General features: G+C 67.2%; 26 protein-coding genes and 1 tRNA gene. 14 read left to right on the forward strand and 13 right to left on the reverse strand.

All coding sequences use genetic code 11. The annotated features are described in order from the left end of the window. The first annotated feature begins 3 nt into the window (after positions 1-3). On the forward strand, positions 4-390 hold the full coding sequence (locus TBIF_RS19215; RefSeq protein WP_024796371.1) for a DUF8021 domain-containing protein: 387 nt from the start codon (positions 4-6) through the stop codon (positions 388-390). Positions 391-512: 122 nt separating this feature from the next. Beyond that, entirely contained in the window at positions 513-2,132 is a 1,620-nt protein-coding gene (locus TBIF_RS19220; protein ID WP_084611798.1) for a transposase, read from the forward strand. A gap of 218 nt (positions 2,133-2,350) precedes the next feature. Here TBIF_RS19220 and TBIF_RS19225 read toward each other — a convergent pair whose 3' ends face one another. Together TBIF_RS19225 and TBIF_RS19230 are read right to left on the reverse strand one after the other, a co-directional pair. Continuing rightward, entirely contained in the window at positions 2,351-2,881 is a 531-nt protein-coding gene (locus TBIF_RS19225; protein ID WP_024796373.1) for a YbhB/YbcL family Raf kinase inhibitor-like protein, read from the reverse strand. 17 nt (positions 2,882-2,898) lie between these two features. Next, positions 2,899-4,251 (reverse strand): M20/M25/M40 family metallo-hydrolase, encoded by a 1,353-nt coding sequence (locus tag TBIF_RS19230; RefSeq protein WP_024796374.1) that lies wholly within the window; start codon positions 4,249-4,251, stop codon positions 2,899-2,901. Positions 4,252-4,394: 143 nt separating this feature from the next. Here TBIF_RS19230 and TBIF_RS19235 point away from each other — a divergent pair. From TBIF_RS19235 to TBIF_RS25800, 3 genes are all read left to right on the forward strand, one after another. Continuing rightward, positions 4,395-4,477 (forward strand) — tRNA-Leu (locus tag TBIF_RS19235). Positions 4,478-4,643: 166 nt separating this feature from the next. Continuing rightward, complete coding sequence (locus TBIF_RS19240) at positions 4,644-6,092, forward strand: SDR family oxidoreductase (protein WP_235174880.1); 1,449 nt, start codon at positions 4,644-4,646, stop codon at positions 6,090-6,092. Between the two features lie 140 nt (positions 6,093-6,232). After that, entirely contained in the window at positions 6,233-6,397 is a 165-nt protein-coding gene (locus TBIF_RS25800) for a hypothetical protein (RefSeq protein ID WP_158506371.1), read from the forward strand. A 117-nt stretch (positions 6,398-6,514) separates the two neighbouring features. Here TBIF_RS25800 and TBIF_RS24010 read toward each other — a convergent pair whose 3' ends face one another. Further along, on the reverse strand, positions 6,515-6,940 hold the full coding sequence (locus TBIF_RS24010) for a MarR family winged helix-turn-helix transcriptional regulator (protein WP_051461655.1): 426 nt from the start codon (positions 6,938-6,940) through the stop codon (positions 6,515-6,517). A gap of 842 nt (positions 6,941-7,782) precedes the next feature. Between TBIF_RS24010 and TBIF_RS24015 the strand changes: the two genes are divergently transcribed. Beyond that, on the forward strand, positions 7,783-8,589 hold the full coding sequence (locus tag TBIF_RS24015) for a transglycosylase domain-containing protein (RefSeq protein ID WP_158506372.1): 807 nt from the start codon (positions 7,783-7,785) through the stop codon (positions 8,587-8,589). 22 nt (positions 8,590-8,611) lie between these two features. On the opposite strand, the gene TBIF_RS19265 is transcribed toward TBIF_RS24015, so the two are convergent. Further along, complete coding sequence (locus tag TBIF_RS19265; protein ID WP_024796378.1) at positions 8,612-9,034, reverse strand: hypothetical protein; 423 nt, start codon at positions 9,032-9,034, stop codon at positions 8,612-8,614. 361 nt (positions 9,035-9,395) lie between these two features. On the opposite strand from TBIF_RS19265, the gene TBIF_RS24020 reads away from it, so the two are divergent. Further along, positions 9,396-10,322 (forward strand): aldo/keto reductase, encoded by a 927-nt coding sequence (locus TBIF_RS24020; protein WP_038171984.1) that lies wholly within the window; start codon positions 9,396-9,398, stop codon positions 10,320-10,322. 49 nt (positions 10,323-10,371) lie between these two features. On the opposite strand, the gene meaB is transcribed toward TBIF_RS24020, so the two are convergent. From meaB to mutA, 3 genes are read right to left on the reverse strand one after another with little or no spacing between them, the layout of a single operon-like run. After that, on the reverse strand, positions 10,372-11,373 hold the full coding sequence (gene meaB / locus TBIF_RS19275; protein WP_038172035.1) for a methylmalonyl Co-A mutase-associated GTPase MeaB: 1,002 nt from the start codon (positions 11,371-11,373) through the stop codon (positions 10,372-10,374). Positions 11,374-11,378: 5 nt separating this feature from the next. Beyond that, positions 11,379-13,646, reverse strand: coding sequence for a methylmalonyl-CoA mutase (gene scpA / locus TBIF_RS19280; RefSeq protein ID WP_024796380.1), 2,268 nt, complete (start codon positions 13,644-13,646; stop codon positions 11,379-11,381). A gap of 2 nt (positions 13,647-13,648) precedes the next feature. After that, entirely contained in the window at positions 13,649-15,565 is a 1,917-nt protein-coding gene (gene mutA, locus TBIF_RS19285; protein WP_084611799.1) for a methylmalonyl-CoA mutase small subunit, read from the reverse strand. A 150-nt stretch (positions 15,566-15,715) separates the two neighbouring features. Here mutA and TBIF_RS19290 point away from each other — a divergent pair, with 150 nt between their 5' ends. The 3 genes from TBIF_RS19290 (at position 15,716) to TBIF_RS19300 (ending at position 17,678) form a co-directional block, all read left to right on the forward strand. Further along, a complete protein-coding gene (locus TBIF_RS19290) occupies positions 15,716-16,477 on the forward strand; it encodes a TVP38/TMEM64 family protein (protein ID WP_235174884.1) in 762 nt (253 codons plus the stop codon). A gap of 77 nt (positions 16,478-16,554) precedes the next feature. Then, entirely contained in the window at positions 16,555-17,142 is a 588-nt protein-coding gene (locus tag TBIF_RS19295) for a transcriptional regulator (protein WP_024796383.1), read from the forward strand. Next, a complete protein-coding gene (locus TBIF_RS19300) occupies positions 17,139-17,678 on the forward strand; it encodes a hypothetical protein (protein WP_024796384.1) in 540 nt (179 codons plus the stop codon). The genes TBIF_RS19295 and TBIF_RS19300 overlap by 4 nt, the downstream gene beginning before the upstream one ends. A gap of 95 nt (positions 17,679-17,773) precedes the next feature. On the opposite strand, the gene TBIF_RS19305 is transcribed toward TBIF_RS19300, so the two are convergent. From TBIF_RS19305 to TBIF_RS19315, 3 genes are read right to left on the reverse strand one after another with little or no spacing between them, the layout of a single operon-like run. Further along, positions 17,774-18,916, reverse strand: coding sequence for an SPFH domain-containing protein (locus tag TBIF_RS19305; protein WP_024796385.1), 1,143 nt, complete (start codon positions 18,914-18,916; stop codon positions 17,774-17,776). Further along, complete coding sequence (locus TBIF_RS19310) at positions 18,916-19,344, reverse strand: NfeD family protein (protein ID WP_024796386.1); 429 nt, start codon at positions 19,342-19,344, stop codon at positions 18,916-18,918. Before TBIF_RS19310 ends, TBIF_RS19305 begins: the two co-directional genes overlap by 1 nt. A gap of 51 nt (positions 19,345-19,395) precedes the next feature. Beyond that, positions 19,396-20,205 carry a DUF3097 domain-containing protein gene (locus TBIF_RS19315; RefSeq protein ID WP_024796387.1) on the reverse strand — a complete coding sequence of 270 codons (810 nt, stop codon included), beginning with the start codon at positions 20,203-20,205 and terminating at the stop codon, positions 19,396-19,398. A gap of 91 nt (positions 20,206-20,296) precedes the next feature. On the opposite strand from TBIF_RS19315, the gene TBIF_RS19320 reads away from it, so the two are divergent. Beyond that, the gene (locus tag TBIF_RS19320) at positions 20,297-21,202 is read left to right on the forward strand and encodes an Rv1486c family protein (protein ID WP_024796388.1); all 906 of its coding nucleotides are present in this window, start codon (positions 20,297-20,299) and stop codon (positions 21,200-21,202) included. Between the two features lie 16 nt (positions 21,203-21,218). Here TBIF_RS19320 and TBIF_RS19325 read toward each other — a convergent pair whose 3' ends face one another. Beyond that, positions 21,219-21,857 (reverse strand): hypothetical protein, encoded by a 639-nt coding sequence (locus TBIF_RS19325; RefSeq protein WP_158506373.1) that lies wholly within the window; start codon positions 21,855-21,857, stop codon positions 21,219-21,221. Positions 21,858-22,216: 359 nt separating this feature from the next. Here TBIF_RS19325 and TBIF_RS25075 point away from each other — a divergent pair, with 359 nt between their 5' ends. Beyond that, entirely contained in the window at positions 22,217-22,831 is a 615-nt protein-coding gene (locus TBIF_RS25075; protein ID WP_162472303.1) for an Ltp family lipoprotein, read from the forward strand. A gap of 10 nt (positions 22,832-22,841) precedes the next feature. On the opposite strand, the gene TBIF_RS19335 is transcribed toward TBIF_RS25075, so the two are convergent. Beyond that, positions 22,842-23,174, reverse strand: coding sequence for a helix-turn-helix domain-containing protein (locus tag TBIF_RS19335; RefSeq protein ID WP_024796391.1), 333 nt, complete (start codon positions 23,172-23,174; stop codon positions 22,842-22,844). Between the two features lie 15 nt (positions 23,175-23,189). Between TBIF_RS19335 and TBIF_RS26345 the strand changes: the two genes are divergently transcribed. Both TBIF_RS26345 and TBIF_RS26515 read left to right on the forward strand, forming a co-directional pair. Beyond that, entirely contained in the window at positions 23,190-23,486 is a 297-nt protein-coding gene (locus TBIF_RS26345; protein WP_024796392.1) for a hypothetical protein, read from the forward strand. A gap of 71 nt (positions 23,487-23,557) precedes the next feature. After that, on the forward strand, positions 23,558-23,680 hold the full coding sequence (locus TBIF_RS26515; RefSeq protein ID WP_268746925.1) for a hypothetical protein: 123 nt from the start codon (positions 23,558-23,560) through the stop codon (positions 23,678-23,680). A 640-nt stretch (positions 23,681-24,320) separates the two neighbouring features. On the opposite strand, the gene TBIF_RS19350 is transcribed toward TBIF_RS26515, so the two are convergent. Next, positions 24,321-25,562, reverse strand: a complete 1,242-nt coding sequence (locus TBIF_RS19350) for a serine hydrolase domain-containing protein (protein ID WP_084611807.1) — start codon at positions 25,560-25,562, stop codon at positions 24,321-24,323. Between the last annotated feature and the right edge of the window lie 253 nt (positions 25,563-25,815).

A 25,815-nucleotide genomic window follows, 5' to 3' on the forward strand; every position in this document is an offset into this window, starting at 1 on the left:
CAGATGACAGAGAACGCCACGGACGAGCAGCGGATCGATGCCGCTCGCGCCTACCTCGACGCATTGGTCAGCCACGACGGCACCGCGGTGCCACTGGCCGAGAAGGCCGTGCGTATCGAGGCCGGTCTCAAGACTGGCTTCTCCGGCAACCACATCCGGCGCAGTCTGACCCGCGGCCCGCAGTTCAGGGTTATCGGCGGCATCCGCGAACTCGAGTGTGTGGCCAAGCCTGGCGTGATCGAGACGCACTACCTGCTGGATACGAACGTGTTCGGGCTCAACCTGGTGGTCGCTGAGATCTCGGAGCTGTTCTTCATCCCCGAGGACGGGTTGATCCACCGCATCGAGGCGAAGATCAAGCCGCGGCTCGGGCCATCGCTGCGGCGCTGACCCCTAGACGCCACCTCGCCCCCGTTCCTTGACCTCGCTGACGTTGCAGAGCCTGTTGCCGAATCGAAGTTTTACCAGGTCAACACCCCTAAAAATGGGTGTTGACCTGGTAAAATAGGCGAATGGCAGTGAACTATCGACCCATAAACCGCGACCAAGGCACCCTGATGCCCGTCGACATGCGCGAGTGGCTCCCCACAGACCATCTCGTCTGGTGGATCCTGGCGGCGGTCGAGCAGATGGACACCTCCGCGTTCACCCACCGGCCTGCCCGCCGTAAAACGCAGCACTCACGTGCCGGGCAACCCGGCTATGACCCCGACATGCTCCTTGGCCTGCTCATCTACGCCTATGCGGTGGGACAACGATCCTCCCGGGGCATCGAGCGAGACTGCCATATCGACGTCGCCTACCGGGTTCTGTGCGCCCAAGACGTCCCTGACCACACGGTGATCGCCCGGTTCCGCAGCGAACACAAAGCCGCGCTCGTCGACTTCTTCTCCCAGGTGCTGCTGCTCTGCGCGAGGGCCGGAATGGTGAAAGTCGGGGCCGTCGCGTTGGACGGGACGAAGATCGCCGCCAACGCCTCCCACTCCCGATCGCTGAAAGAGGGCACGCTGCGAAAAATGGCGACTGCACTCGCGGCCGAGCAGCCTCCGCGGCCGCAGGGCGTTGAGCCTGGCGGGCAGAGAGTCTTCACCGCCGCCGATGCTCGAGCGATCGCGGACGAGGCAATCTGCGAATCAGTAGCCGCCGACCAACGCGAGGACCATGAGCCAGCGGCCCATGATAATCGCCGCGGACCCCTAGACCCGGGCGGTAGTGCAGGTCACAGTGCTCTTGCCGCCCAGGTTCGCGAGGCATTAGCGCAGATCGACGACGAGCTCGAGCAGTCCCCATCCCAGGACATGCAGTACTCCCTCAACCGGCTCGCCGCCGCTCAGGCCCGGTATGACCGGGAGTTGGCCGCGGCGAAGGCGATGCACGAACGGTGGGCAGCCAAGACCGCCGCCGGCAACGTGGTGGGGCGTGGTGCTCTCAAGCCACTCGGCCAGACCCTGGCAGTGCGCAACGCGTGGGACCGGGTGCTCGCTGCGCGGGAGGCGATGGCGGTGAAAAAGGCCAAGCAGAACCCGGCGCGACGCAATCTCACGGATATGGACTCGCGGGTGATGCGGATGGGTAGCGGGTGGGGCCAGTGCTACAACAACCAGCTCGTCGCGAGCACCGACCACATCATCCTCGCGGCTGCCGCGTCCAACGCGACAAGTGATGTTCGCCAGTATCAGCACATGATCGCCAAGACGGTCGCCGCGCTGGACGCTCTCGCCGCGGCAGGTGCTGATCGCGGCCGGATTGGGGTGGTTCTCGCCGATGCTGGCTATTCGTCCACGGACAATCTTGCTGCGGATGGGCCGGATCGGCTGATTCCATCAGCTGCTGGGCAGAACGTGCAACGGAAGACAAAATCTGTTGTGCGGCAACAGTTTCCAGATGAGGATGCGGATCTGTTGACGGTGATGGACTACTGTCTGTCGACTCCGGGTGGGACGCAGTCGTATCGTCGGCGGCGGTGGATGATCGAGCCGATCAATGCGCATCTGAAGGATCGTCGGGGGTTGCGGCGGTTCTCGATGCGCGGGCTCGATGCGGTCAACAGTGAGTTGCATTTCGCGGCGGCGGTGACGAACTTGCTGCGGGTGTTCACGGTGAAGGGGTTCGGCGGGTTGGTCACCGTATAGGCGGGTAGGGCGGGATTGTATTCCCCGGACCTGCCCGTCTATGCAGCTTTATTGGCCGCTGTCGCATCCCGGCATCGCGGGTGATGATCGAATCCGAGGACGAATTGTGCCCTGCCATCTCTGGCAGGGCACAATTCGTCTTCACGTCCAGTCATTCGGCAACAGGCTCTGCAGCGGGGGCCAGATCCAGGAACGGGGGCGAGGCGCTGGAATAGCTGCTAGCTCTGCTCGTACGTGCCCATGATGTGGGCGCGGGCGATCGAGTGGAAGAACAGGTTGAAGCCGAGCACCGTGGGCGTCGCGCCGTCGGGCAAGCCCAGCGACTCCACGTCCACCGCGTGCACGGTGAAGAAGTAGCGGTGCGGCCCATGTCCGACGGGCGGCGCCGCGCCGAGGTAGCGGGCCAGGCCGGTGTCCGTGTTCAGCTGCACGGCGCCGGCGGGCAGGCCGGATCCCTTCTCATCCCCCGCTCCGGTGGGCAGCGAGGTGGTGGTCGCAGGAATGTCGGCGACCGCCCAGTGCCAGAAGCCGGCGCCGGTGGGCGCGTCGGGGTCGTACATCGTGACGGCGAAGCTCTTGGTCTCGGGCGGGAATCCGGACCAGCTCAGCTGCGGCGAAATGTCCTTGCCGCCCGCCTCCATGATCCCGCTCACCTGGTCGTTGCCCAGGGACTCGCCGTTCGCGAGCTCGGTAGACGTGAGGGTGAACTCCGGGAGTACCGGCATTTCCGCATAGGGGTCGCGGCTCATAGTGGTCCTTTCGTGATCTAGCTGTTGCGTAGGAAATGGTCGAGGACCCGGGTGCCGAACAGCAGCGCGTCCACGGGCACACGCTCGTCGATGCCGTGAAACAGCGCGGCGAAGTCGAGCTCCGGGGGCAGCTGCAGTGGGGCGAAACCGAAGCAGCGGATCCCCAGCTTGGAGAACGCCTTCGCGTCGGTTCCGCCTGAGAGCATGTACGGCACCGTCTTGCCCTGCGGGTCATGAGCCAGGATAGCCGCGTTCATCGCGTCGACAAGATGGCCGTCGAACGTGGTCTCGTAGGGTTCGAGCTTGGTGATCCACTCGCGCTCGATTCCCGGCCCCAGCAACTCGTCCAGCTCCCGCTCGAACGCGGCCTGGCGGCCTGGCAGCACCCGGCAGTCCAGGACCGCGTGCGCCGTCTGCGGGATGACGTTGGCTTTGTAGCCGGCGTCGAGCATCGTCGGGTTCGCCGTGTCCCGCAGGGTGGCGCCGATGATCCGCGAGATTGTGCCCAGCTTCGCGAGATGCCCGGACAGATCCGGGCCCTCGGGGTCCAGGTCCAGGCCGGTCTCGTCGGTGACGGCGCCGAGGAACTCGCGCACCGCATCCGTCAGGACGAGGGGGAAGGTGTGCGCGCCCACCCGCGCGACGGCCCCCGCCAGCCGGGTGACGGCGTTGTCCTCGGGTAGGAACGAGCCGTGCCCGGCCGTCCCCCGAGCGGTAAGACGGATCCAGCCCATGCCCTTCTCCGCGGTCTCCACCAGATACAGCCGACGCTCCTCCCCCTCTTTATTGGTCACCGACAGGGAGAAGCCGCCCACCTCCCCGACGGCCTCCGTGACGCCCTCGAACAAGTCGGGCCGGTGCTCCACCAGCCACTGCGAGCCGTACTTGCCGCCCGCCTCCTCATCCGCGACGAAGGCGAACACCAGATCCCGTGGGGGGACGGTCCCCTCCCTCTTGTACTGACGGGCCAGCGCGAGCAGCATCCCGACCATGTCCTTCATATCGATGGCGCCGCGTCCCCACACATAGCCGTCTACGACCGCGCCGGAGAAGGGGTGCACGCTCCAGTCCTCGGGCTCCGCGGGGACGACGTCGAGGTGTCCGTGCAGCAGCAGCGCGCCGCGCGAGGGGTCCGCGCCGGGCAGCCGGGCAAAGACGTTCCCCCGGCCGGGACCGCCGGACTCCACATAGGTGGTGTCGTAACCCGCTTCCTCGAGCCTGGCGGCAACCCATTCGGCGGCCTCTCGCTCGCCCTTGGTGGTGGCGGGCTCGCCCGTGTTGGAGGTGTCGAACTGGATGAGCTTGCTGACCAGATCCACCACCTCTGATTCGGCGGCGGACGACGGGGCTGAGTGCGAGGTTGATTCCACGCCCTCTTTACTACCATCGACACGCCCACTGCAGTGTCAGACGCGGCCAATACCGCCACTGACCTGACGATTTGGGATTGGAAGCGGGGATCAGTTAGTCTTACCAGGCACCAAGAACGCGGGTGCAAATAAAGAGTGTGCAAGCGCGAGTGGCGGAATGGCAGACGCGCTAGCTTGAGGGGCTAGTGTCCTTAGGGACGTGGGGGTTCAAGTCCCCCTTCGCGCACACTGAGACAGGAAGACCCCGGACCAATTGGTCCGGGGTCTTCCTGTTTATGCGCCTTCGCTTCTACCGTGACGGGGCGGATCGGACCCGTGGCCTCGGCTCGGTAGAATTCCCCCCAACTAGCACCCCGAGATCAGAACTGAGCACCAAATAGATGGCACACGCAATGACCAGTATCGATCCCGCGGATCTCGAGATTTGCCTGAGAGTGCTGGCCGAGGCCGGGGACATCGACTCCGAACACCCCGACTCAATCGCCCTGCAGCGCGCCAGCGGCAAGATGTTCAAGGAACTCAAGAAGCGACGCCGCACCGAGGCCCGGGACAAGATCTCCGACGCAGACCGTCAGGTGGTCGCCGCCACCGCGACCGGCTCCCCCGACCGTATCGACGACGAGACCGCGGGCGTCCTCATCTCCTCGCCCACCGCTGGCGAGGTGGCGGGCACGCTGATCCGCCCACGCCCCTGCTATATCTGCAAGGACCGCTACACCCAGGTCGACGCGTTCTACCACCAGCTCTGCCCCACCTGCGCGGCGTTCAGCCACAGCAAGCGGGACGCGAGCACCGACCTGACCGGGCGCCGCGCACTGCTCACTGGCGGGCGGGCGAAGATCGGAATGTATATCGCCCTCCGACTGCTCCGCGATGGCGCGCACCTGACCATCACGACCCGCTTCCCCAACGACGCCATCCGGCGCTTCAAGGCGATGGAGGATAGCGGGGACTGGATCCACCGCCTGCGGATCGTCGGCATCGACCTGCGTGATCCGGCCCAGGTCGTGGCTCTCGCCGACTCCGTCGCCGAGCAGGGTCCCCTCGACATCCTCATCAACAACGCCGCGCAGACCATTCGCCGCACGCCCGGCTCCTATGCCGCACTGGCTGGCGCCGAGATCGGCGAACTGCCGTCCGGCGAGCTGCCCGACGTCGTCACCTTCGGGATCACCAGCGACGCGCACCCGGCCTCGCTGGCGAGCGCGCTGCCCGCGGCCGCGGACTCGATCGTGCACACCATGGGCACGCAGGATGTCAGCGCACTCGCCATGATCGCCGGCTCGGCCTCGCTCGAGCGCGTCGCGCAGGGCATCGCGATCGACGCCGGCGGCCTGGTGCCGGACCTGGTGCACTCCAACAGCTGGGTGCAGACGGTCAGCGAGGTGGACCCCATCGAGATGCTCGAGGTCCAGCTCTGCAACTCCGTCGCCCCGTTCATCCTCGTCTCACGGCTGCGCCCATCGATGGCGGCCTCGAAGTTCCGCCGCAAGTACGTCGTGAACGTCTCCGCCATGGAGGGCCAGTTCTCGCGCGCCTATAAGGGTGCCGGGCACCCGCACACCAACATGGCCAAGGCCGCCCTGAACATGCTCACCCGGACCAGCGCCGGCGAGATGCTCGAGGAGGACGGGATCCTGATGAGCGCCGTCGACACCGGCTGGATCACCGACGAGCGCCCGCACTTCACCAAGCTCCGGATGGCCGAGGACGAGGGCTTCCACGCGCCCCTGGACCTGGTCGACGGCGCGGCCCGCGTGTACGACCCCATCGTGCAGGGCGAGGCCGGCGTCGACCTCTACGGCTGCTTCCTCAAGGACTTCCGGCCGTCCCCCTGGTGAGGTAGCTCAGAAGGTGGGCAGGAGCTTCGCGCCGCGGCGGGCGTATCCCTCTCTATAGCCATTTCGGCTCGAAAGATGGCGTTGTCGTCGACTACCTGACGCGCCGACGGACCGCCTGGATTGGCCCGCTGCGACGCGCGGTGGCTGCCGAATCGGAGCCCCGGGCGCGACTCGACGCACTGTCCGCATGGCTCGGGGATTGGTTCTCGGAGCTGGGATTCAACGGCTGCGCCTTCATCAACGCACGGGCGGAGTGGGGCGTGCTCAGGTCTGCCGGTCATGTCGCGGTGGATGGCCACGCGTAGGACTTGCGGACACTGCTCGGCGAGATCGGCTGCGGCCGACTGGATCCCGACGTGCTCTTCATCTTGGTCGAGGGCGCAATCGTCGCGGCGCAGTCCGGCCGCGTCGCCGCCTGACCGCTAGTCGCTCGCCGCCTCCACGCTCCCGTCTCTGAGCAACTCCGACACCGGTCCTGAAGCTGCCTCCGCCTGCTTGAGCACCTCGACCAGTGTCGCGGCTGCCGCGCCATGCACCCGTCGCCCCTTCCTTGTGAGGCGGACCTGGAACGCCCGGCCGTCGACCTCGACCCGCTCCCGCTCAACTAACACTTCGTCGGCGAGCTGCGCGACCAGACGGGACAGGCGCGGCTGTGAAAGATCTACCGCCTCGCAGATGTCCACCATCAGCGTCCAGCCGTGCCGCGCGGCCAACACCGACAGCACCTCGTAGCCACTCAGGCTCACTGCATGCCGCTGGGCGAGCGCCGCCTCAAGCCGGCTTGCTATCGCCTGCACCGGCCGAGAGATCCCCAGCCAGCGCTCCAGCGCTCGCACCGCCTCCGTCATCGCAATTCCTCATCCCTGACAATTACATGCGGACGCATGGATTTATACATCACTAAATGTATGCAGCCGCATGTACATTACACCTCAGGTTGCGAGTACGCCCAGGCCACAGGTGGAAAGTGGCCCAGGTTCGTGTGGGATGGGTGCGAACTAAAGCGATATCGCGACCACTGAGTTCGCCTAGAAGTCCAACTTGCGGCGAGGCACGGAGCGGGGAGCGGCCGGTTGGCATTTCTCGGGTACCGTCGGCGTGATGGGCGCCATGAAGTGAGCAGTCCCACCCGTACGGGCCGACACAGCTCCCCAACCTTCGCTAGGTTGGATCGGGTGGCGACTTCGCCCAGACCCATCGACGGGGCCGTGCGCTGGCCAACGGAGGCACGGTGACCGCAGGACCCGACGATAGTCAGAACCGACGCGCCCGCAGGCCCACGACTCGCCGTCCCGAGCCGCATCCGCAAGATCCGCGTCGCGCGGGGCAAGCGCCGCAGCGTCAGGCCGCCCCGCGTCGCGCCCCCCAGCATCCGGCCGTTCCCCCACGACAGCCACCCCCGGCCCGCCAGAACCCCCAGCCCCGCCAACCCAGGGCGTGGGAGGACATCGACTGGGAGCGGCGGACCGGACATCGCCACGGCGGGCCGCAACAGGACCGGCAGGCCGGGCTGTATGGGCCGCCCGACACTCCCCCGCTGCCGCCGCGGGGCCAGCCGCCGCTGGTTCGGCCCCCGCTCGGTCCGCAGAGCGTCCCACCGGCGATCCCGGGACCACCCAGCGCACCGTCCAAGAAGTCTCGCTGGCGGTGGGTCTGGCGAGCGCTGGCCGTGGTCATGGTGTGGCTATTGGTGACCCCGCTCGTCTACCGCGTCTGGACTCCCCCGCGCACGATGTTCATGCTGTCGGATTCGGGTAGTGGCCCCACGGTCTACCAAAACGTGGATATCGACTACATCAGCCGCAACATCATCGCGGCTGTCATCTCGCACGAGGACGCCCAACTCGGCTCCCGCGCGGGCCCCTACCATTTGGGCGATTACGCCAGCCGGACGTGGACGTATGTCACCGCAGGCGAGGACGAGTCCGGCTCGACAATCCCCCAGCAGCTCGTGAAGAACGTCTTTCTGCTGCGCGGCGACAGCTTCGGCCAAGAGGGCTCGATGATTGGCGTCCGGCAGGCCGGCCAGATCTTCCGCGTCATGCTCAAGGGCGGCGACGCGGTCCTATCGTGGCCGTTCAACCTGATGGGCGACAAGCGCCAAGTCGAGTTGTACCTGAACTACGCCCAGTTCGGGCCCAACCTCTACGGCGTCTGCGCGGCCAGCTGGTACTACTTCAACAGCGCACCGTCGGATGTGACCATGACGCAGGCCGCGACCCTCGCCGGGATGCTTCCAGCTGGCGAGAACGGCAAACGGCTGCCCGGCGGAGGCGTGGACCGGACGAGCGATGGTCAGTGGGTGCTGAACTCCACCATCGAGCGGGCGCAGAACCGGATGCCCGCGGCGATCGAGCGATCCGGCGGGGCAGAGGCTGTCGCGGCGACGGTCGGCATCACGGGCGCAGCGGCGGACCCTGCAGGAGAGAAGAACAGCTGCGGGGCGATGCCCGCCAGCGTCGCGGAGCGCATCGACGCTGAGGGCGGCTGGCACTAGCCCCCGCCTCCGGGCGAGACGGCTACGGCTGTATCCAGGCGTAGATCTGGTTCGCGTAGCCATCCCCGGCCAGGTCCTGGAACTCCTCGACGAAGTACCCCAGATCCTCCAAGCTCGAGTCTCGGAGGGACTCGTCGGCGGCCACCCACTTCGCGAGTAGGTCTGCGGACTTCTCAACCTTGATCTTGGCGATCGCGTCGACGACCGCTCGGGAGACGGTGATGACCACGGTGTCGCCGTCCTGCGCGACGAGGCCGCAGAAATCATCCTCCTCGAGGTAATCGTCGAAGCTGATGCCGCTGGCCAGGGTGGCCAACGCGGTCAGTGCCACGGACGGGTCGGGGCCGGGGACGCCGCGCCATCCGGAGCCGCCGGGGCCCTCCGAGACGAGAGCCTCCGCCGACTCTTCGCTATCGGCGATGAAGTACTCCACCACGGTGCTCATCGAGATTTCTCCACTCTCAGTCGTGTCGCCGAGTCAGAAACGGCGGGAACCGCTTCAAGTCGGCCGGTCCTGGAAAGTTGGACCACCCGCAAAATCTTCCCATGCGTCGTCATCACCCTGGCCGAGAGCTATCTCTCAGCCAGCGGCCACCGGCAACGTCTAGCCGCACTGCAGCGTCGCGAACACCATTTCCGCGTAGCCCCCACGCCCTGATCAGCGGGAAATCGGCCTCCCAAACGTTGGGAGGACCTGAACACCCCATCGGTCGAGATGACAAGGTGGAGCGACCACGTCCGAAATATGCACCCCAGAATCGATACCTGTCTGCTGGTCATCGAATAGCGAGAGTTTGAGGATTGTTATGGAATCACGTCGGTTGGGCGCGCACGGACCACTGCTGTCGGAGATCGGACTGGGTTGCAACAACTTTGGTATGCGCATTGATGCGGACGAGACCGCTGCGGTGGTCAAGGCCGCCCTCGATGCCGGGATCACGCATTTCGACACCGCGGAGATGTACGGCAACGGCGTGTCCGAACAATATTTAGGAGCCGCGCTCGGGTCGAGGCGAGACGAGGTCGTCGTGGCGACCAAGTTCATGCCGCGCCCGAAGGACCAGCCCTACACGCCAGGAGTGGTCGCGGCTCGGATCCGCGAGTCCGCCGAGGGCAGCCTCCGTCGGCTCAACACGGATTACATCGACGTCTATTACGAGCACTACCCCGATGCCGAGGCTCCCCTCGAAGAGACCCTGGAGGCACTCGACGAGCTTGTTCGATCGGGAAAGGTCCGACACCTCGCCAACTCGAATAACGACGCTGAGCGGTTGACTGCGGCGGCCGCCACAGCAAGCGCGTTGGGCTCAGCGGCGTTCGTCGGCACCCAACTGGAGTGGAACCTCCTTTCCCGCGACGTTGAGGAGGCGACGGTGCCTGCCGCGACAGCGCTGGGACTCGGTGTGGTGCCCTACTACCCGCTGGCCTCGGGATTGTTGACCGGAAAGTACGTGCGGGGCGAGGCCTTCCCCAGCGGCACGCGATTCGCGGCGATCTCGTTCTTCGCCGAGATCGCGACCGAGGCCAACTTTGACAAGGTGGAGGCCTACGCGAAGTACGCCGCCGACCATGGGCGCACGATCGGCGAGCTAGCCATCAGCTGGCTCCTCGGCCAGCCCGCTGTCACCTCTGTCATCGCCGGGGCCACCCGACCCGACCAGATCGCCGCCAACAGCACGGCGAGCGAATGGGTCATGACCGACGAGATGGTCGCGGAGATCGCGGCGCTATAAGCTCAGCGCGCGTGCGCCAGGAAGGCACACGCGCGCTGACTGGTTCTAGCTAGTTGTCGAACGCCTCGATGATCGACTGCGCGGCGAGGGCCGCCGTCAAGGTGCCCTCGCGGACCCGGCCCTCGACGTCGCCGCGGATCTCGCGCACCTTGGCATCGCGCATGAGCCGGTCGATGAGCTGTTCATGCACCATCGTCCACGTCCAGTCCACCTGTTGCTGTCGGCGGTTGGCCTCGAAGTCCCCGGCCTCGGTGAGCACCTCGCGGTGCTTGACCACGGCGTCCCAGAACTTGTCGAGCCCCTCCCCCTCGAGCCCGCTCATCGTGATGACGGGCGGCTGCCACAACGCGTCGTGCGGGTGGATCAGCTGCATCGCGCCGGACATCTCCCGCGCCGCCCGCTTGGCCTCCATCACGTGCTTGCCGTCGGCCTTGTTCACCGCGATCAGGTCCGCCAGCTCCAGGATCCCCTTCTTGATGCCCTGCAGCTGGTCACCGGTGCGGGCGAGCGTGAGGAAGCAGAACACGTCGGTCATGTTCGCGACCGTCACCTCGGACTGGCCGACGCCGACGGTCTCGACCAGCACGATGTCGAAGCCTGCGGCCTCGAGCACCACGATGGCCTCGCGCGTCGCCTTCGCCACGCCGCCGAGGGTGCCGGCGGACGGCGAGGGCCGGATGAACGCGTTAGGTTCGGCGGAGAGCCGCGCCATCCGCGTCTTGTCGCCGAGGATGGAGCCGCCGGTGCGGGTGGACGACGGGTCGACCGCGACGACGGCCACCCGGTGCCCGCGCTCGATCAGATGCATCCCGAACGCGTCGATGAACGTCGACTTGCCGACCCCCGGCACGCCCGTGATGCCGATCCGGTGGGCGCCGCCCGCGTGCGGCAACAGCTCCATGAGCAGCTGTTGGGCCTGCGCGCGGTGGTCGGGCCTCGTGGACTCGACGAGCGTGATCGCACGGGCGAGGTCGGCCCGGCTGTTGGCCAGGACCTTCCCCGCCAGTGCGGGCACGTCGATCGGTGGGCGGGCCGGGGTCTTAGGGGCCACCGCGATCACTCGCGTACCGCGGCGCCGGCCTCACCGAGGTCGTGGCCGAGACGCGCTGCCAGCTTGCGGAGGAGGTCGCTGGCGGCGTCCGCGATGACCGTCCCCGGGGGGAAGATCGCCGAGGCGCCGGCGGCGTACAGCTCGTCGAAGTCGCCGGGCGGGATGACGCCGCCGACGATGATCATGATGTCGGGACGGCCGACCTCCTTCAGCGCCTCGCGGAGCGCGGGCACCAGGGTGAGGTGCCCGGCCGCCAACGAGGAGACGCCGATGACGTGGACGTCGTTGTCTGCCGCCTGCTGCGCAACCTCGTCGGGGGTCTGGAACAGCGGCCCGACGTCCACGTCGAAGCCGAGGTCGGCGAAGGCCGTGGCGATCACCTTTTGGCCGCGGTCGTGCCCGTCCTGGCCCATCTTCGCGATGAGGACGCGGGGGCGTCGGCCTTCTGCCTCCGCGAACGCGTCGACGACCTCGATCGCGTCGTCGATGTTGCGCACGGCGCCTGCTTCCTGTCGGTAGACGCCGGAGATCGTCCGGATCTCGGCCTGGTGGCGCCCATAGACCTTCTCGAGGGCGTCGGAGATCTCGCCGCCGGTGGCCATCGCGCGGGCGGCCTTGATGGCGAGGGCGAGGAGGTTGTTGTCCATGCCATCCTCGCCGGCCTGGCCGACCGCGCTGGCCGCCCGGGTGAGCTCGTCGAGCGCGGCCTGCACGGCCGTCTCGTCGCGCTCGGCGCGCAGCGTCACGAGCTTCTCGAGCTGCTCCTTGCGGACCTTCGAGTTCTCGACCTTGAGGACCTCGATCTCCTGGTCCTCGGTGACCTGGTATTTGTTGACGCCGATCACCGGCTGGCGGCCGGAGTCGATGCGCGCTTGGGTGCGGGCCGCGGCCTCCTCGATGCGGAGCTTGGGGATGCCCTCGCTGATGGCCTGGGCCATGCCGCCGGCCTCCTCCACCTCGCGGATGTGCGCGCGGGCGCGCTCGGCGAGCTGGTGCGTGAGCGTCTCGACGTAGTGCGAGCCGCCCCACGGGTCGATCGGGCGAACCGTGTTCGACTCCTGCTGGATCACCAACTGCGTGTTGCGGGCGATGCGCGCGGAGAAGTCCGTGGGCAGGGCCAGGGCCTCGTCGAGCGCGTTGGTGTGCAGCGACTGGGTGTGGCCCTGGGTTGCGGCCATCGCCTCGACGCAGGTGCGCGCCACGTTGTTGTAGACATCCTGGGCGGTCAGCGACCAGCCCGAGGTCTGCGAGTGGGTGCGCAGCGACAGCGACTTCGGGTTCTTCGGGTTGAACTCGGCGACGAGCTCGCTCCACAGCAGGCGGGCCGCGCGGAGCTTGGCCACCTCCATGAAGAAGTTCATACCGATGCCCCAGAAGAAGGACAGGCGCGGGGCGAAGGCATCGATGTCCATGCCGGCCGCGAGGCCCGCGCGGATGTACTCGACGCCGTCGGCCAGGGTGTAGGCCAGCTCCAGGTCGGCCGTCGCGCCGGCCTCCTGGATGTGGTAGCCCGAGATCGAGATGGAGTTGTACTTCGGCATCTTCGCGCTGGTGTACGCGAAGATGTCGGAGATGATCCGCATCGACGGCTTGGGCGGGTAGATGTAGGTGTTGCGGACCATGAACTCTTTGAGGATGTCGTTCTGAATGGTCCCCGCGAGCTGCTCCGAGCTGACGCCCTGCTCCTCCGCGGCGGCGACGTAGAGCGCCAGGATCGGCAGCACGGCGCCGTTCATCGTCATCGAGACCGACACCTGCGAGAGGTCGATGCCGTCGAACAGCTGGCGCATGTCGAGGATCGAGTCGATGGCCACGCCGGCCATGCCGACGTCGCCCTGCACGCGCGGGTGGTCCGAGTCGTAGCCGCGGTGGGTCGCGAGGTCGAACGCGACCGACAGGCCCTTCTGGCCGGCCGCGAGGTTGCGGCGATAGAAGGCGTTGGACTCGGCGGCGGTGGAGAAGCCCGCGTACTGGCGGATGGTCCACGGCTGGTTGACGTACATCGTCGGGTACGGCCCGCGCAGGAACGGGGCCTTGCCCGGGAAGCTGTCGATCGGGTAGCCCGCGTCGACGGCCGCGTCGCGGTCGCCCTTGACGTAGACGGGCTTGACGTCGATGCCCTCGGGCGTGTTCCAGACGACCTGGTCGGCCGTGAGGTTGTTGGCTGCCGCCGCGCTGTCGATCAGGGCGGCGACGTCGGCCTGCGTCGGGTTGGCGGCCTCGGCCGTGTCGTCCACCAGGGGGACGTCGGCAAAACTGGCAATTTCACTCATGGTCAGTTCACTCCCAGGGTGTCGAGGAGGCCGGTGAGGGTCTCGACAGCATCGATCTTCATCGTCAGGAAACCGTCGGGCCGGGTGTCACCCTCGCCCGGGAATGCCTTCTCGGGCCCGGCAAGCAGGACCTGCGAGGCGCCGGCGGCGCGGATCGCGGCCACTGCGGCCACGGCCTCGGTGCCGTAGCGCCGGTCGGTGCCGCAGACCACGACGACGGTGTTGGCGTCGGCCAGCTTCGTCAGTGCCGCGGCGATGTCGTCGGCGGCCACGGTGCCCGTCGAGACGGCCTCGATGCCGCCGGAGGCCAGCAGGTTGGACGCGAACGAGGTGCGGACGTTGTACTCGGACAGCGGTCCCAGGGCCACGAGGGCGACGCGTGGGCGGCTGCCGGTGGCGGCCAGGTGCGCGTCGGAGCGGTCCCGCAAGCCCTCGAAGGCTGCGGCGTAGCGGCGAACGTCCGCCAGGCGCGGTGCGCTGTCGGCGTCCGGCGCGGTCTCCGCGAGGTTCGGGAACTCGTTGATGCCGGTCAGGGCGCTCACTCGATGCGCGATGTCCGAGTAGCGGCGCTGTCCGGTCTCCTCGACCCGGTTGGCGATGATGCCCGTGGCCAACGCGGCGGTGTAGCCGCCGGCCGCCTCAATCTCCTGGAAGAACTTCCAGCCGATGGCCGCGAGGTCCCCGGTGAGCGACTCGACGTACCAGGAGCCGCCTGCGGGGTCGAGGACCCTGCCCAGGTGCGACTCCTCGAGGAGCAGCAGTTGGGTGTTGCGGGCGATGCGCTGGGCGAACGCGGCGGAGGTGCCGAGCGCTCCGGCCGGCAGCGCGGCGTCGAAGGGCAGCACGGTCACGCTATCCGCGCCGCCGACTCCGGCGCCGAAGGCCGCGAGGGTGGTGCGGAGCATGTTCACCCAGGGGTCGCGCTGGGTCATCATGGCCGATGAGGTGACCGCGTGCTGCGGCGCGGCGCCGGCCTCGGCGTGGCCGAGGACCTGCGCGACGCGGGCCCACAGCTGGCGGCCGGCACGGAACTTCGCGATGGTCTGGAACTGGTCGTCGGTGGCGGCGAGTCGGAACTCGATCTGGCCCAGCGCGTCCTCGGCGGACAGGCCGGCTGCGACAAGATCGCGCACGTACTGCACACCGGCGGCGATCGCGGCGCCGAGCTCCTCGGCGTCGGCTGCGCCGCGCTCGTGGAAGGCGGTGCCATCGACTGTGATCGCGCGTACGGACTCAGTGCGCTGTGCTGCGGCCAAGGCCAGAGCGGCCAGCGCGGCGGCGTCCACGGCTGGGGTCTGGCCGCGGAAGGACTCGGTCAACGGCGCGGCGCCGAGGCCAATGCGGACTGCCGCGCGGTCGGCGACCACGGTGGCCTCGAGGATCGCGTACAGCGACTCGGCTGCCGCGGCGACCTCGGTGCCGGCGTCTAGCGTCACCGGCGCCAGATCGAGGAGGACCTCGCGGAGCACTGCCGGAAGATCTGCGGGGGTCAAAGCGCCGGGGCTCACGGTGCCGGGGGTGATCGCGAGCCACAGGGCGCTCACGCCGCTCGCGAGGGCATCGAGGATGGCCTCGTTGACCACGGCCGGGCTCGCGTCGCGCTGGCCGAACCTGGCCGTGACATGCCAGCCGACCGTCACGTCGCGGTTGCCATCGCGACCGCGGACGAAGGGGAAGCGGCCGGGCAGCGCGGACTCGGCCTGCTCATCGGCCGGGGTGTACAACGGCGCGATGGTGGCGCCGTCATAGGTGGTCTGTGCCAGGAGGGCGGCTGCGTCTGCGGGGATCTCGGAGATATCCACGCGGCGGCCCTTGGCGAGCACGCCTGCCACAGCCTTCTGCCAGGCCGCGTATTCCGCGTCCCAGGCCACATTCGGTGTCGGGTTGCTCGCGGCAACGCCGGTTGTCGACTCGGTCATTTGGCTGATGTTAGTCGGAAGGGCGACCTTCGCTTTCCCCTGGGTAACCGGCCACGACGCTACTCAAAAGGCTACTGGTCAGTAACCATCGTCTCGGCAGGCCGCTCGAGCGCGACCACCCACCCGGGCCGCCGCGTACTCTGTTGGTCCGTGACTGATCGCCGAGGTGCCCGAGCCGACTCGCGGCGAACCTACCGCCGCATGGTGCTGGCTTTCCGGGGCGGCTCCAGCACGCTACGTCGAGGCAAGCTGATCTCCGCACTGATCCTGCTTGGAGTGATCGCCGCCGCGGTGATCGTCTCGCCCGAGCTGAATCTGAGCCGGCTCTCGGACTGGTCCACGTCCATGGGATGGATGTTCCCTGTGGTGTTCGTGCTGTTGCACGCGGCCGTGACCGTGACACCGATCCCCCGCACTCTGTTCACCGTGGCCGCCGGCGTCCTCTTCGGCCCGGTGCTGGGCATCACCCTCGCGACAGTGGCCACCATGATCAGCGCGCTCGTGGCGTTCGTCGTGGTGCGCTCCATCGGCCGCGAGGTGGTCGAGCGCCAGCTGACCCATCCGATGGTCCGCGGGGTCGAGGCGCGCTTGGCCCGGCGCGGATGGCTGGCCGTGGGATCGCTGCGCATGATCGGTTTCGTGCCCTTCTTCGTGGTCAACTACTGCAGCGCGGTGTCCGCTGTGCGGCTGCTGCCCTATCTGGCGGCGACGCTTATCGGGATCCTGCCCGGCACAGTGAGCGTCGTGCTGCTCGGCGACGTGCTCAACACCGGGTACAACCCGGCGCTACTGGCCATCTCCGCCGCGGGCATCTGTGTGGGGCTGCTGGGCCTGGTGCTCGACGCGAAGCTGGGCGTCGATATCGACCTGCGCGAGCCTGAGAACACCGAAACCGCTTCGTCAAGCTCTTAGCCTTTACTTCAAACTGTCCAGCCTCTATCCTTGACTCAAGGTAGAAGACCTGCCGTCCCCGAGGCTTCGGAGCGCATGTGTACGTACTCACCGTCGACCAACGACGCAGCCGGCGTGATGTGGACCGCGTCGAGCAACTTCTCGCAGACCTCAACAAGGCGCCGCTGCTGCGGCCGTTCGAGCGGACCGCCGGCGACGAGGTCCAAGCGGTCACCGACAACGCCCGACTCGTCGTCACTATCGCCCTCGATCTCATCCGGCGCAAGCACTGGAGCGTCGGCATTGGTGTCGGCGCGGTGGAGGCCCCCCTGCCCGCCAGCACCCGGGCCGGCCGCGGCCCCGCCTTCGAGTCCGCGCGCCTGGCAGTGAACGCCGCCAAGACCGCACAGGTGCCAGTGGCCATCGTCGGCGAGTCCGGGGCTGGCGCCGCGGCGGAGTCCGCTCAGACCGCGCTGGTGCTCACCGGCCTGATCGTGGCCCGCAGATCGCCCCAGGGCCAGGTCGCCACTGGCCTGATGGACCGCGGCATGAGCCAAGCGGAGGTGGCCGACCTGCTCGGGATCACCAAGCAGGCCGTCTCCCAACGTCTCACCACGGCGGCCTGGCAGCCCGAGGTGGCCGGCCGAAGCCTCTGTGAGCGCCTGCTGAGAGAGGCCGACAAATGAGCGTCACCGCAATCGTCATCCTCGCACTGCTCGCCCTGGCCCAGCCGGTCCTGCGCGGCTGGGGACGCCATGCCCTGCTCGGCGCGAGCGTCCAGACCGTCGCCCTCGGCCTGGCCGCAATCCTCGCCGCCGCGGCCGACCCCGTCGCCGGCTTCTGGCGCAACGCCGCACTCGTGGTCGCGGTGGCGGCCGTCGCGCTCTCCGCAGACCCGGTGGTGCGGGCGGCATTCACCCTGGCCCGCCGCAGCACTGCGGCCACCGAGCCTCCCGCCGACCACGCCCCGGACGACGACGATGGCCAGCCCGGGCCCCTGCGGGGCGGACTGGCCATCGGAATCCTGGAACGCTCCGCAATCGCGGCCGCGGTACTCACGCACTGGCCGGAGGGCATCGCCGTCGTGCTCGCGGTCAAGGGCCTGGCACGCTATCCGGAACTGCGGCGCGCCGACGCATCCGAGCAGTTCATCATCGGCACCTTCACCAGCGTCCTGTGGGCGCTCGCGATCTGCGGCGTCGCGACGCTGCTGATCACGTAGCGGAGCCCTGCATACGGCGCTCGCCCCCGTTTATTGACCTCGCTGACGTTGCAACGGGAGTCAGGTCAAGCAACGGGGGCGAGGGCGCAGAGAAGCTAGCCGAGATCTGGCCGTGGTGTGCGCGGCACGAGGCCCGGGGTGGTCTCGACCGGCTTGCGCGCGACCGCCTCGGCGTCGGCGACAGCCTTAGCCACCGCGGGGTCCGATTTGGTCTCAAACCACTCCGCGACCTCCTCGGTGTCATCCGCTGGCAGGTGGTCGTCGGCCTCGGAGCTGGGCACATAGCGCAGCGCGCCGTCGCCGTCGGGCACCCCGAGCATCTTGCCGAAGCCCTGCAGTGCGGCGCCGAAGTCGCTGGGGATCACCCAAGTCTTGTTGGCGTCGCCCTTGGCCATCTCGGGCAGCACCTCCAGGTACTGGTATGCGAGCAGCTCCGGCGTGGGCCGGCCCTTCTTGATCGCGGCGAACCGCTTCTCGATGGCCTTCGCCTCGCCCTGCGCCCGCAGGTACATCGCGGCGCGCTCGCCCTGCGCGTGCAGGATCTGTGACTGCCGATTCGCCTCTGCCTCGAGGATCGCGGCCTGCTTGGAGCCCTCGGCTGCGAGGATCTGGGACTGCTTGCCGCCCTCGGCCATCTTGATCGCCGATTCGCGCTGGCCCTCGGCCGTGAGAATCGTGGCCCGCTTCTCACGGTCCGCCTTCATCTGCTTCTCCATCGACTCCTGGATGGAGGGCGGCGGGTCGATGCTCTTAAGCTCGACGCGTGCCACGCGCAGGCCCCAGCGGCCGGTCGCCTCGTCGAGGACGCCGCGCAGCTGGTCGTTGATCGAGTCGCGCGAGGTCAGCGTCTCCTCAAGGGACATGCCGCCGACGACGTTGCGCAGCGTGGTGATCGTCAACTGCTCGACGCCGGTGATGTAGTCGTTGATCTCGTAGACCACGGCCTGAGGGTTCGTCACCTGGAAGTACACGACGGTGTCGATGGCCAGGGTCAGGTTGTCCTCGGTGATGACGGCCTGAGGAGGGAAGGACACCACGCGCTCGCGCAGGTCCACCCGCGCCCGCACCCGGTCCACGAAGGGCACCAGGAAGGTCAGTTGGCCGGAGAGGGTCTTGTAGTACCGCCCCAGCCGCTCGATCACGGCCGCGTCCGCCTGCGGCACCAGCGTGACCGACTTAGCCACGACGATCACCACGAGCACAACGACGATGATCAGCACAATCAATGCCGGTCCCATCACAGCTCCTTATAGACGACGGCTGTTGCGCCGTCGATCTCGTAAACACGCACGGTTTCCCCCTCGATATATGTGTCGGACTTGTTCATGGCGCGCGCGGTCCACACCTCGCCGCTGAGCTTGATCCGGCCCAGGCCGCCGCTAATCTCCTGGAGTACTGTCGCGGTTTTCCCCTCGAGCGCCGGTGTGTTCGTCATGAGCTCCGGCGGGCGGCTGAACCGGCGCAACAGCGCCGGGCGGAGGCCGAGGATCAGCGTGAGGGACAGCAGCGCGAAGAAGATCGCGTCGATCCAGATCGGGAAGTCGGCCAGCGCGAAGCCGGCCGTGCCCAGTGCCCCGCCAGCGAGCATGAGTAGGAAGAAGTCTCCAGTGAGTGCCTCGGCACCTGCGAGCAAGACCGCACCCGCAAACCACAATAATGCTGCCACGACTCCATCTAACCAGAGGGTGGGCGCGCCCGCCGGGGCGAAAAGGCGCGGTCAGCCGGGGTCGGTGACGAAGTCGATTAAACGTTCAACCGCGCCGATCAGCGGCGTCTCCAGGTCGCGGTATGTTTCCACGGCCGAGTTGATCCGCCGCCAGCCCTCCTGCGGCGTGCCCCAGCCGAGCGCGTCGCAGATCCCGGTCTTCCAATCGATGCCGCGCGGAATCACCGGCCAGGCGTCGATGCCCATGACCTCGGGCCGAACCGCTTGCCACACATCGATATACGGGTGGCCGGTCACCAGCACGCTCTCCCCTAGGCCCACCGTCATGCGGGACTCCTTCGACCCCTCCACGAGGTGGTCGACCAGCACGCCCACGCGTCGGCCGGGTCCGGGCTGGAAGCGTTCGAGGTTCTCGTCCAGGTTGTCGAGGCCTTCGATGAATTCCACGACGATGCCCTCGACCCGGAGATCATGCCCCCACACCCGCTCCACGAGGGCCGCGTCGTGCACGCCCTCCACCCAAATGCGGCTGGCGCGGGCGGTGCGGGCGCGCAGGCCCTCGACTCGGACCGAACCCGACGCGGACGCAACCGGTTTCGCCGCTTTAGGCGTCGGCTTTATCAGGGTGACCGTCTCGCCGTCGATGAGGAAGGCGGCATGGCGCATCGCGAACAGCCTGGTCTGCCGCCGACCATTTTCTAGCCGGACGAACTCCCCGTCGTACGTCCGCTCGAAGCCGACCACCGCGCCGCAGAACCCGCTGTCGGCGTCCTCGACCACGAGGTCGCGCTCGGCCTCGACCTCGGGAATGACGCGGGGCTTCTTCCTGACATGGCCCGCGAAGATATCGCCGCCGTACATATCGCTCACGAGTGCTTAGGGTAGGTGGACCCCGCAGCAGCTTCCAACCGGCGCGCCGGGGTTTCCGCATTGGGCCTATCCTGGTCCGGTCATGATCAAAGGATTCGGCAACTCCGCACAGGGCTGTCCCAGCCTCAGCCTCGCCCTCTGGGCCGATGCGTGGCTGAGCGACGGCGCGTCCCCCGACGCCGTCATCGATGGCCTCTCCGGCTGGGCTGACCTGCATCTGGTCACCGCGGAGAGCGCTGAGGTGGCCGACGCCGCGGGACTCGATTGGCCTGGTGCGCAGGAACCGGGCGCCGTGGCACTGCTCGGCCTCTTCCGACGTCTCGCCGGGCCCGGGCAGATCCGTCTGTTGCTCCCCTCCGCCGGTGACACTCGCGGCCTCACACCCGGCACGGCCCACACGCGCGACGCCATCTCCGCCGGCGAGACTCTGCTGCTGAGCCCGGCCCAGCCGTTGGGCGCCTTTCGGGGGCTTGGACTGATCCCCGTGCGTGAGGGCCGCGATGTGATTCGCTGGGCCGTTTACGGTCTGTCCGCGGAGGATTCCGCGACGCTGCCTGGGCCCCACGCACTAGGCGAGGCGCGCCACCAGCTGCGGGAGGCCGTGCGCGACGCCGCCGAGATGTTCACCCGGATCCAGACGGTGGGCGCCTCCCCCGCCGCCGCCCGCGCCCGCATCACCGAGCTGACCGAGCAGGCGCACGATCATTCGCTGCCGCCGACCGTCTCGGCCCGCGTCGCCGACGTGCTGGACTCCGCGGCCATGGTGGCCGCGATCCTCACCGTCGCCGCGGAGTCCGCCGGCGGGAACGCCGCGACCACCTCTGCGGCGGCGCTGGCCGAGGAGACGCTGCGCCGGCTGTGGGGCGTGGTGCGCGAGGCCCGGTTAGCCGCCGTGCACGAGGCCGCGCGGGATCTGGCCGGTGGGACTCCTACTGCGGCGCCGCTGCCGTCGAGCGTGCAGGCGCGCCGCGGGGGCCAGGGGTCCTGAGCTGGGCCGTATCCGTCTACAACGCCTGTCCGGTGTCCCCCACATAACCGAAGTTAATCCGATTCGGGTCAGCGGGCTGGCGGGGAGGACGGGGCGGAGGATTCTGCCGCGCGAACCAGCCATCGGCCGGTATTTCCAAGTCTGGAATCGAATAGTCGTCCATGTCCACGAGCAAGGGCTTCCGTTCCTCCCCGGGCCACAGCGCGATGACGTCGGCCACGGCGTCGTGGATTGCCGTGGTGTCGACATCGAACCGGGTCTCCTCGATTCCGAAGTGCGGCCAGGCCACGTAGACCCCCATTGCGCCTCGTGCTGGGAGCGGGCTCAGGGAAAACCTCGCCGAGTTATTGCCATCGCTGCTTCCACCTCCTTCCAGCTGAAGTCCTGACCGAGTCCGTGGGAGGTTGGTGGCGATTGTGCCGGCGGAATCCTCGATCCCGAAGAGCAGTGGCGGGGTGGCGTGAGAAACTGGCCTGCCGAACCCCCCCATATCGAGGTGCTTGTCGCCATCGCGCTGACAGGCGTCGAGGGAGAAGGTCATACCGCCGGTGAAAACCCGGACATTCGTCATCCACAGTGCGACTGCGTCTGTGTGGGCCAGTACCAGGCGGAACGGCACTGACGCGCCAATCTCATTCGACGGATTGAACATCAATAATGCTCCCTCATGATCCTGATCGGATAAAATTATCGACCTTGTCACCAAAATAGCAACGCAGGCCACACTTTTCAGCGCGGCCCTATCTAAGCATCATCTAACGGTCGACCCGACGGAGCGCGATGGCATTGTCGGTCACGGTGGCCATCTGCCCGTTCGGTCCTGATGCGGCGCGCTGCCTTGCGCGCCGATCATCGCGGCCACCGTGCGCGACGGTGCCGGACTCCCGAATCTTGCCCGTAACTCGGCGCCACAGTTTGTTGAAAATGGTTTTATGATGATGCCTGGGCTAAAGTCGGAAATCCTGAGAAATCGTTATGCCCGCATGAATTTGACCGCACCGAAGGAATTGATAAATGGGTGGCAAGAAAGAGCCCTATCGGAAGAATGCACTTCAGTCGCATGGTGCGGGAATTATGTTGCCAATCTTCATCATCGCCGGTCTCACCGGATGTGGCGCAACCAACGAGAAGGACGGCAGCGCAAGTGCGGCTGTCACAACTTCGGTAGAGCGGGAATCAGCCACGTCAGCAACTCCGCGAACATCCTCTGCGATGCAGTCCACCGAGACGACGCAGCCGACGACCTCCACGCAGCCCACGGTCACGGTTACGACGAGACCCGACACCGCGCCGCTCGTGGAGACCGCCCAGCCCACCACTGCAGCGCCAGCGCCCGCTCTCCCCCGGGCGCAATCAAATGCGGTCCAGTCAGCCAAGGACTACCTCAACTACACAGCCTTCTCCCGCTCGGGACTTATCGAGCAGCTGGAATTCGAGGGGTATTCAACCGCAGACGCGACCTTCGCAGTAGACCAGGTATCGCCCGATTGGAATGAGCAGGCGGCGCTGGCCGCGGAAAACTACCTCGATTACACGTCGTTCTCACGGCAGGGGCTCATCGAGCAGCTCGAGTACGAGGGGTTCGATCGGGCACAGGCAACGTATGGAGTCAATCAAACAGGGCTCTGACTGGTGATGGCTAGCCAGCGAGATACCGCACGACCGCCATTACCCGGCGGTGATCGTTGGAGTCCATCTGGATGCCAAGCGCGTCGTAGATGTGCGACGTGTGTTGGACCACCGCCTTCTCCGAGATCACCAGGCGCGCGGCGATCCAGGCGTTGCTCCGGCCCTCGGCGACCAGCGCCAGCACCTCCCGCTGCCGCGGCGTCAGGCGCGCGACGTCGCCGACCACCGTGCGCAGGTCCGCCAGGAAGCCGTCCAGGTCGGCCCGAAGTACTATGCGGCCCTTGCATTCAGCGAGTTCGTTGGCGGCCAGATCCTGCCCACCACGGTCACCGGCGACGCGCACCTCTCCGCATTCGCGGTGCGGCTGCCCGACGGCACCGTGAAGGTCCTCGTAGACAACCTCGACCCGGCCTTCCGCGGCGACGCCTCGGTGGTCATCGATGGTGACAGGCACGATGGCGCCACGCAGTCCGCTCGTGTGCAGCGGCTTGATGGCGGGGCGCTAGACGCCAACAGCGACACCACCTTCGGCGGCGCGACGGTCTCCAGCGAAGGCACCTTCACGCCCAAGGCGCCGCTGCGGCTCAAGGCTGGGCCGAACGGCTACGCGCTGCCGATCGACTCCCCCAGCGCCGCGGTCCTGACTGTCGGCTAGCTCCCTGGTACAGATACCCGGAGCAGACCTCGTAGCCGAGAGCCATACCCGGTCTCCCGGCGAGGATGTTCGTGACCGTCGCCGAGTCCGGCACGCTGTCGGAAGTGTCGTTACCCGCGGTGAACCGGAAGCCGATAGACCCGCCGGAGCTGTCCGTGACCAGGATGACCTTCACCGAGTTGAGCCCCTCGTAGGATTCCGCCAGCGTCGCACCCCGATAGACATCTCGGACACGGGCCGCGGTGTCTCCAGTCCGGATCCCCTCCGCCGTGTGCGCCTCCCCGCCAGAGCCGCCTCCGCCATGCCAGCTTGGATCTGCGCGGTGCCGCCGAATGTCAGCGCGCCGGGGTCCACGCTGGCGGCGGGGCTGACCAGAGTGGGACTTGCCGGACAGGGACTGCTTGTTGGCGCGGTATTGCGGGGCAGGCACTGGCAGAGCACTATCCGGGTGATGGCACCGTCGTCTCCGAGGCGATCCGTAGTCATCTTGTACGCGGTCGTAGCATTCTTGTTCGCGACCGGCGGGCCATAGAGGCCTGTGGCGGCGCGCAGTGGGGAGCCGACCACCTCCCCGCCTGATCAAGCAGCGGATCGCCGACGTGCGCACGTTCACGAGCGACATCCGACGCGTTGCCGAGCGCGGCACCGCGCTCGATCCCGAGGTGGTTTCGGTGCTGGTCACACGGGTGAGTCGAGGTACCTCGGCAGTATGGATGCCGACGATCACCGTCGCGTGCTCGCCGTCGTCCGCCACCTGCAAGCGCCAGTTCCGCACGCACACTGAGGCCCCGCACGCCTCGGTGGAGGGGTGCGGGGCCTCAGCGTCGCAACTACTTACATGCCGTACATCGTCTCGATCAAGAGCCGAGCGAGATCCGCCGCGGGCGGCCGGCCATCTGCGCCCGGCGCGAGGTTCGTCCACACGACCACGGTGATGTCGGTCTCGGGGTCGTACCCCATGAAGGAGTTGTAGCCCGGCAGCGAGCCAATGTGCCCAAAGAAAGAACCCATCTCCGCGATTGCCCACCCGTAAGCACCACCGTCGTTCGGCTGGAAGCTCTCCATCCGTTTCTGCTGCATTTCATTGCTCAGCAGTCCTCCGCCGCCGAGGGCTTCAACCCAGGTCGCCAGGTCTGATGCGGTGGAGATGCCCATGCCGGCCGCCGACGTCCACGATGCGTTGTCGTTGGTATGGTCGGTCGGCAGCAGCTCACCCGCCGCCGCCGCAGCGAGGTCGTCCTCGGAGAGTGACGGCTGCGTCATCGTGTCCACGTTGTTCGAGAACATGTATCCGTGCGAATACGGCTTCGGGATCGAGGTGTCGGTCACAGCCGGGTACGACGTCTCGGTGAGCCCGAGTGGTGCGAATAGCCTCTGTTCGAAGATCTCGTTCAGTGGCTTGCCATCGAGATCCTCGGCGATGAGTCCAAGCAGCACCGTATTGGTGTTCGAGTACTCGTAACCCGCTCCTGGCGCGAAATACGGCGGCTCGGCGAGACCCATGCGCACGAGCTCCTCCGGATCCCAGACACGCTCCGGCGTCACATCCAGCGCGGTGTTCAACTCGAGAGTCGTCGTGTAATTGAACAGCCCGCTGCGCATATTCAGCAACTGTTCGATCGTGATGTTGTCGCCGTTTGGCACATCCGGGCGATACATCGACACCGGATCTTCGAGGGCGATCGCACCCTCCTCGACGAGCTGCAGGATGACGGTTCCCGTCCATGTCTTCGTGTTGGAGCCGATCCGAATGTGATCCTCCATCGTGACGGGCGTTGACCCAGCCCATTCGGTGACCCCGTATGCGCTCTCGACATCACCGTCGGGCGTGCGGATGAGCATGACGGCACCCGGAACGAGCATCTCAGCGGCGGATTTCTCGAATGCTGCGGTGAGTTCATCCGCATTGAACGTGAAGGCGGAGTCTGTGGAGGGTGCCTCAGTTGGGCTGGCCGTGCCCGGCGAGGCACTACCGCCGGCGCAACCCGCGAGCACGAGCGCCGCGGCGACGAAGACTGCCGCGGCGCTTCGTGCCGGGAAACCGTCTCGGAGGACTACGCGTCGTATGTTCTTCATGCCGTCCACATCACTCGAATAGCGTCGTCGGCCCACGCCTTGGCGATGACCTTTGCGTATGAGTCTTCTTCAGACATGAGAACCTCGTGTTCTGTCGAGTAGTTCGAGCGAGGCGGCTCCACACTCGATGACTTCAACAATCCCAGTTCTGCGCCGGGGCAACCATGGACCTAAATCCCCTCTCTCGAGGAACCCGGTCGCCTGCTTGCACTTGCCAAACCGACAGGGTGGCAGCGTCGCACCTTCGGCGCCG

Origin of the sequence: Tomitella biformata AHU 1821 (genome assembly GCF_000524475.1) — a bacterium.
In the GTDB taxonomy this organism is placed as follows: Bacteria; Actinomycetota; Actinomycetes; order Mycobacteriales; family Mycobacteriaceae; genus Tomitella; species Tomitella biformata.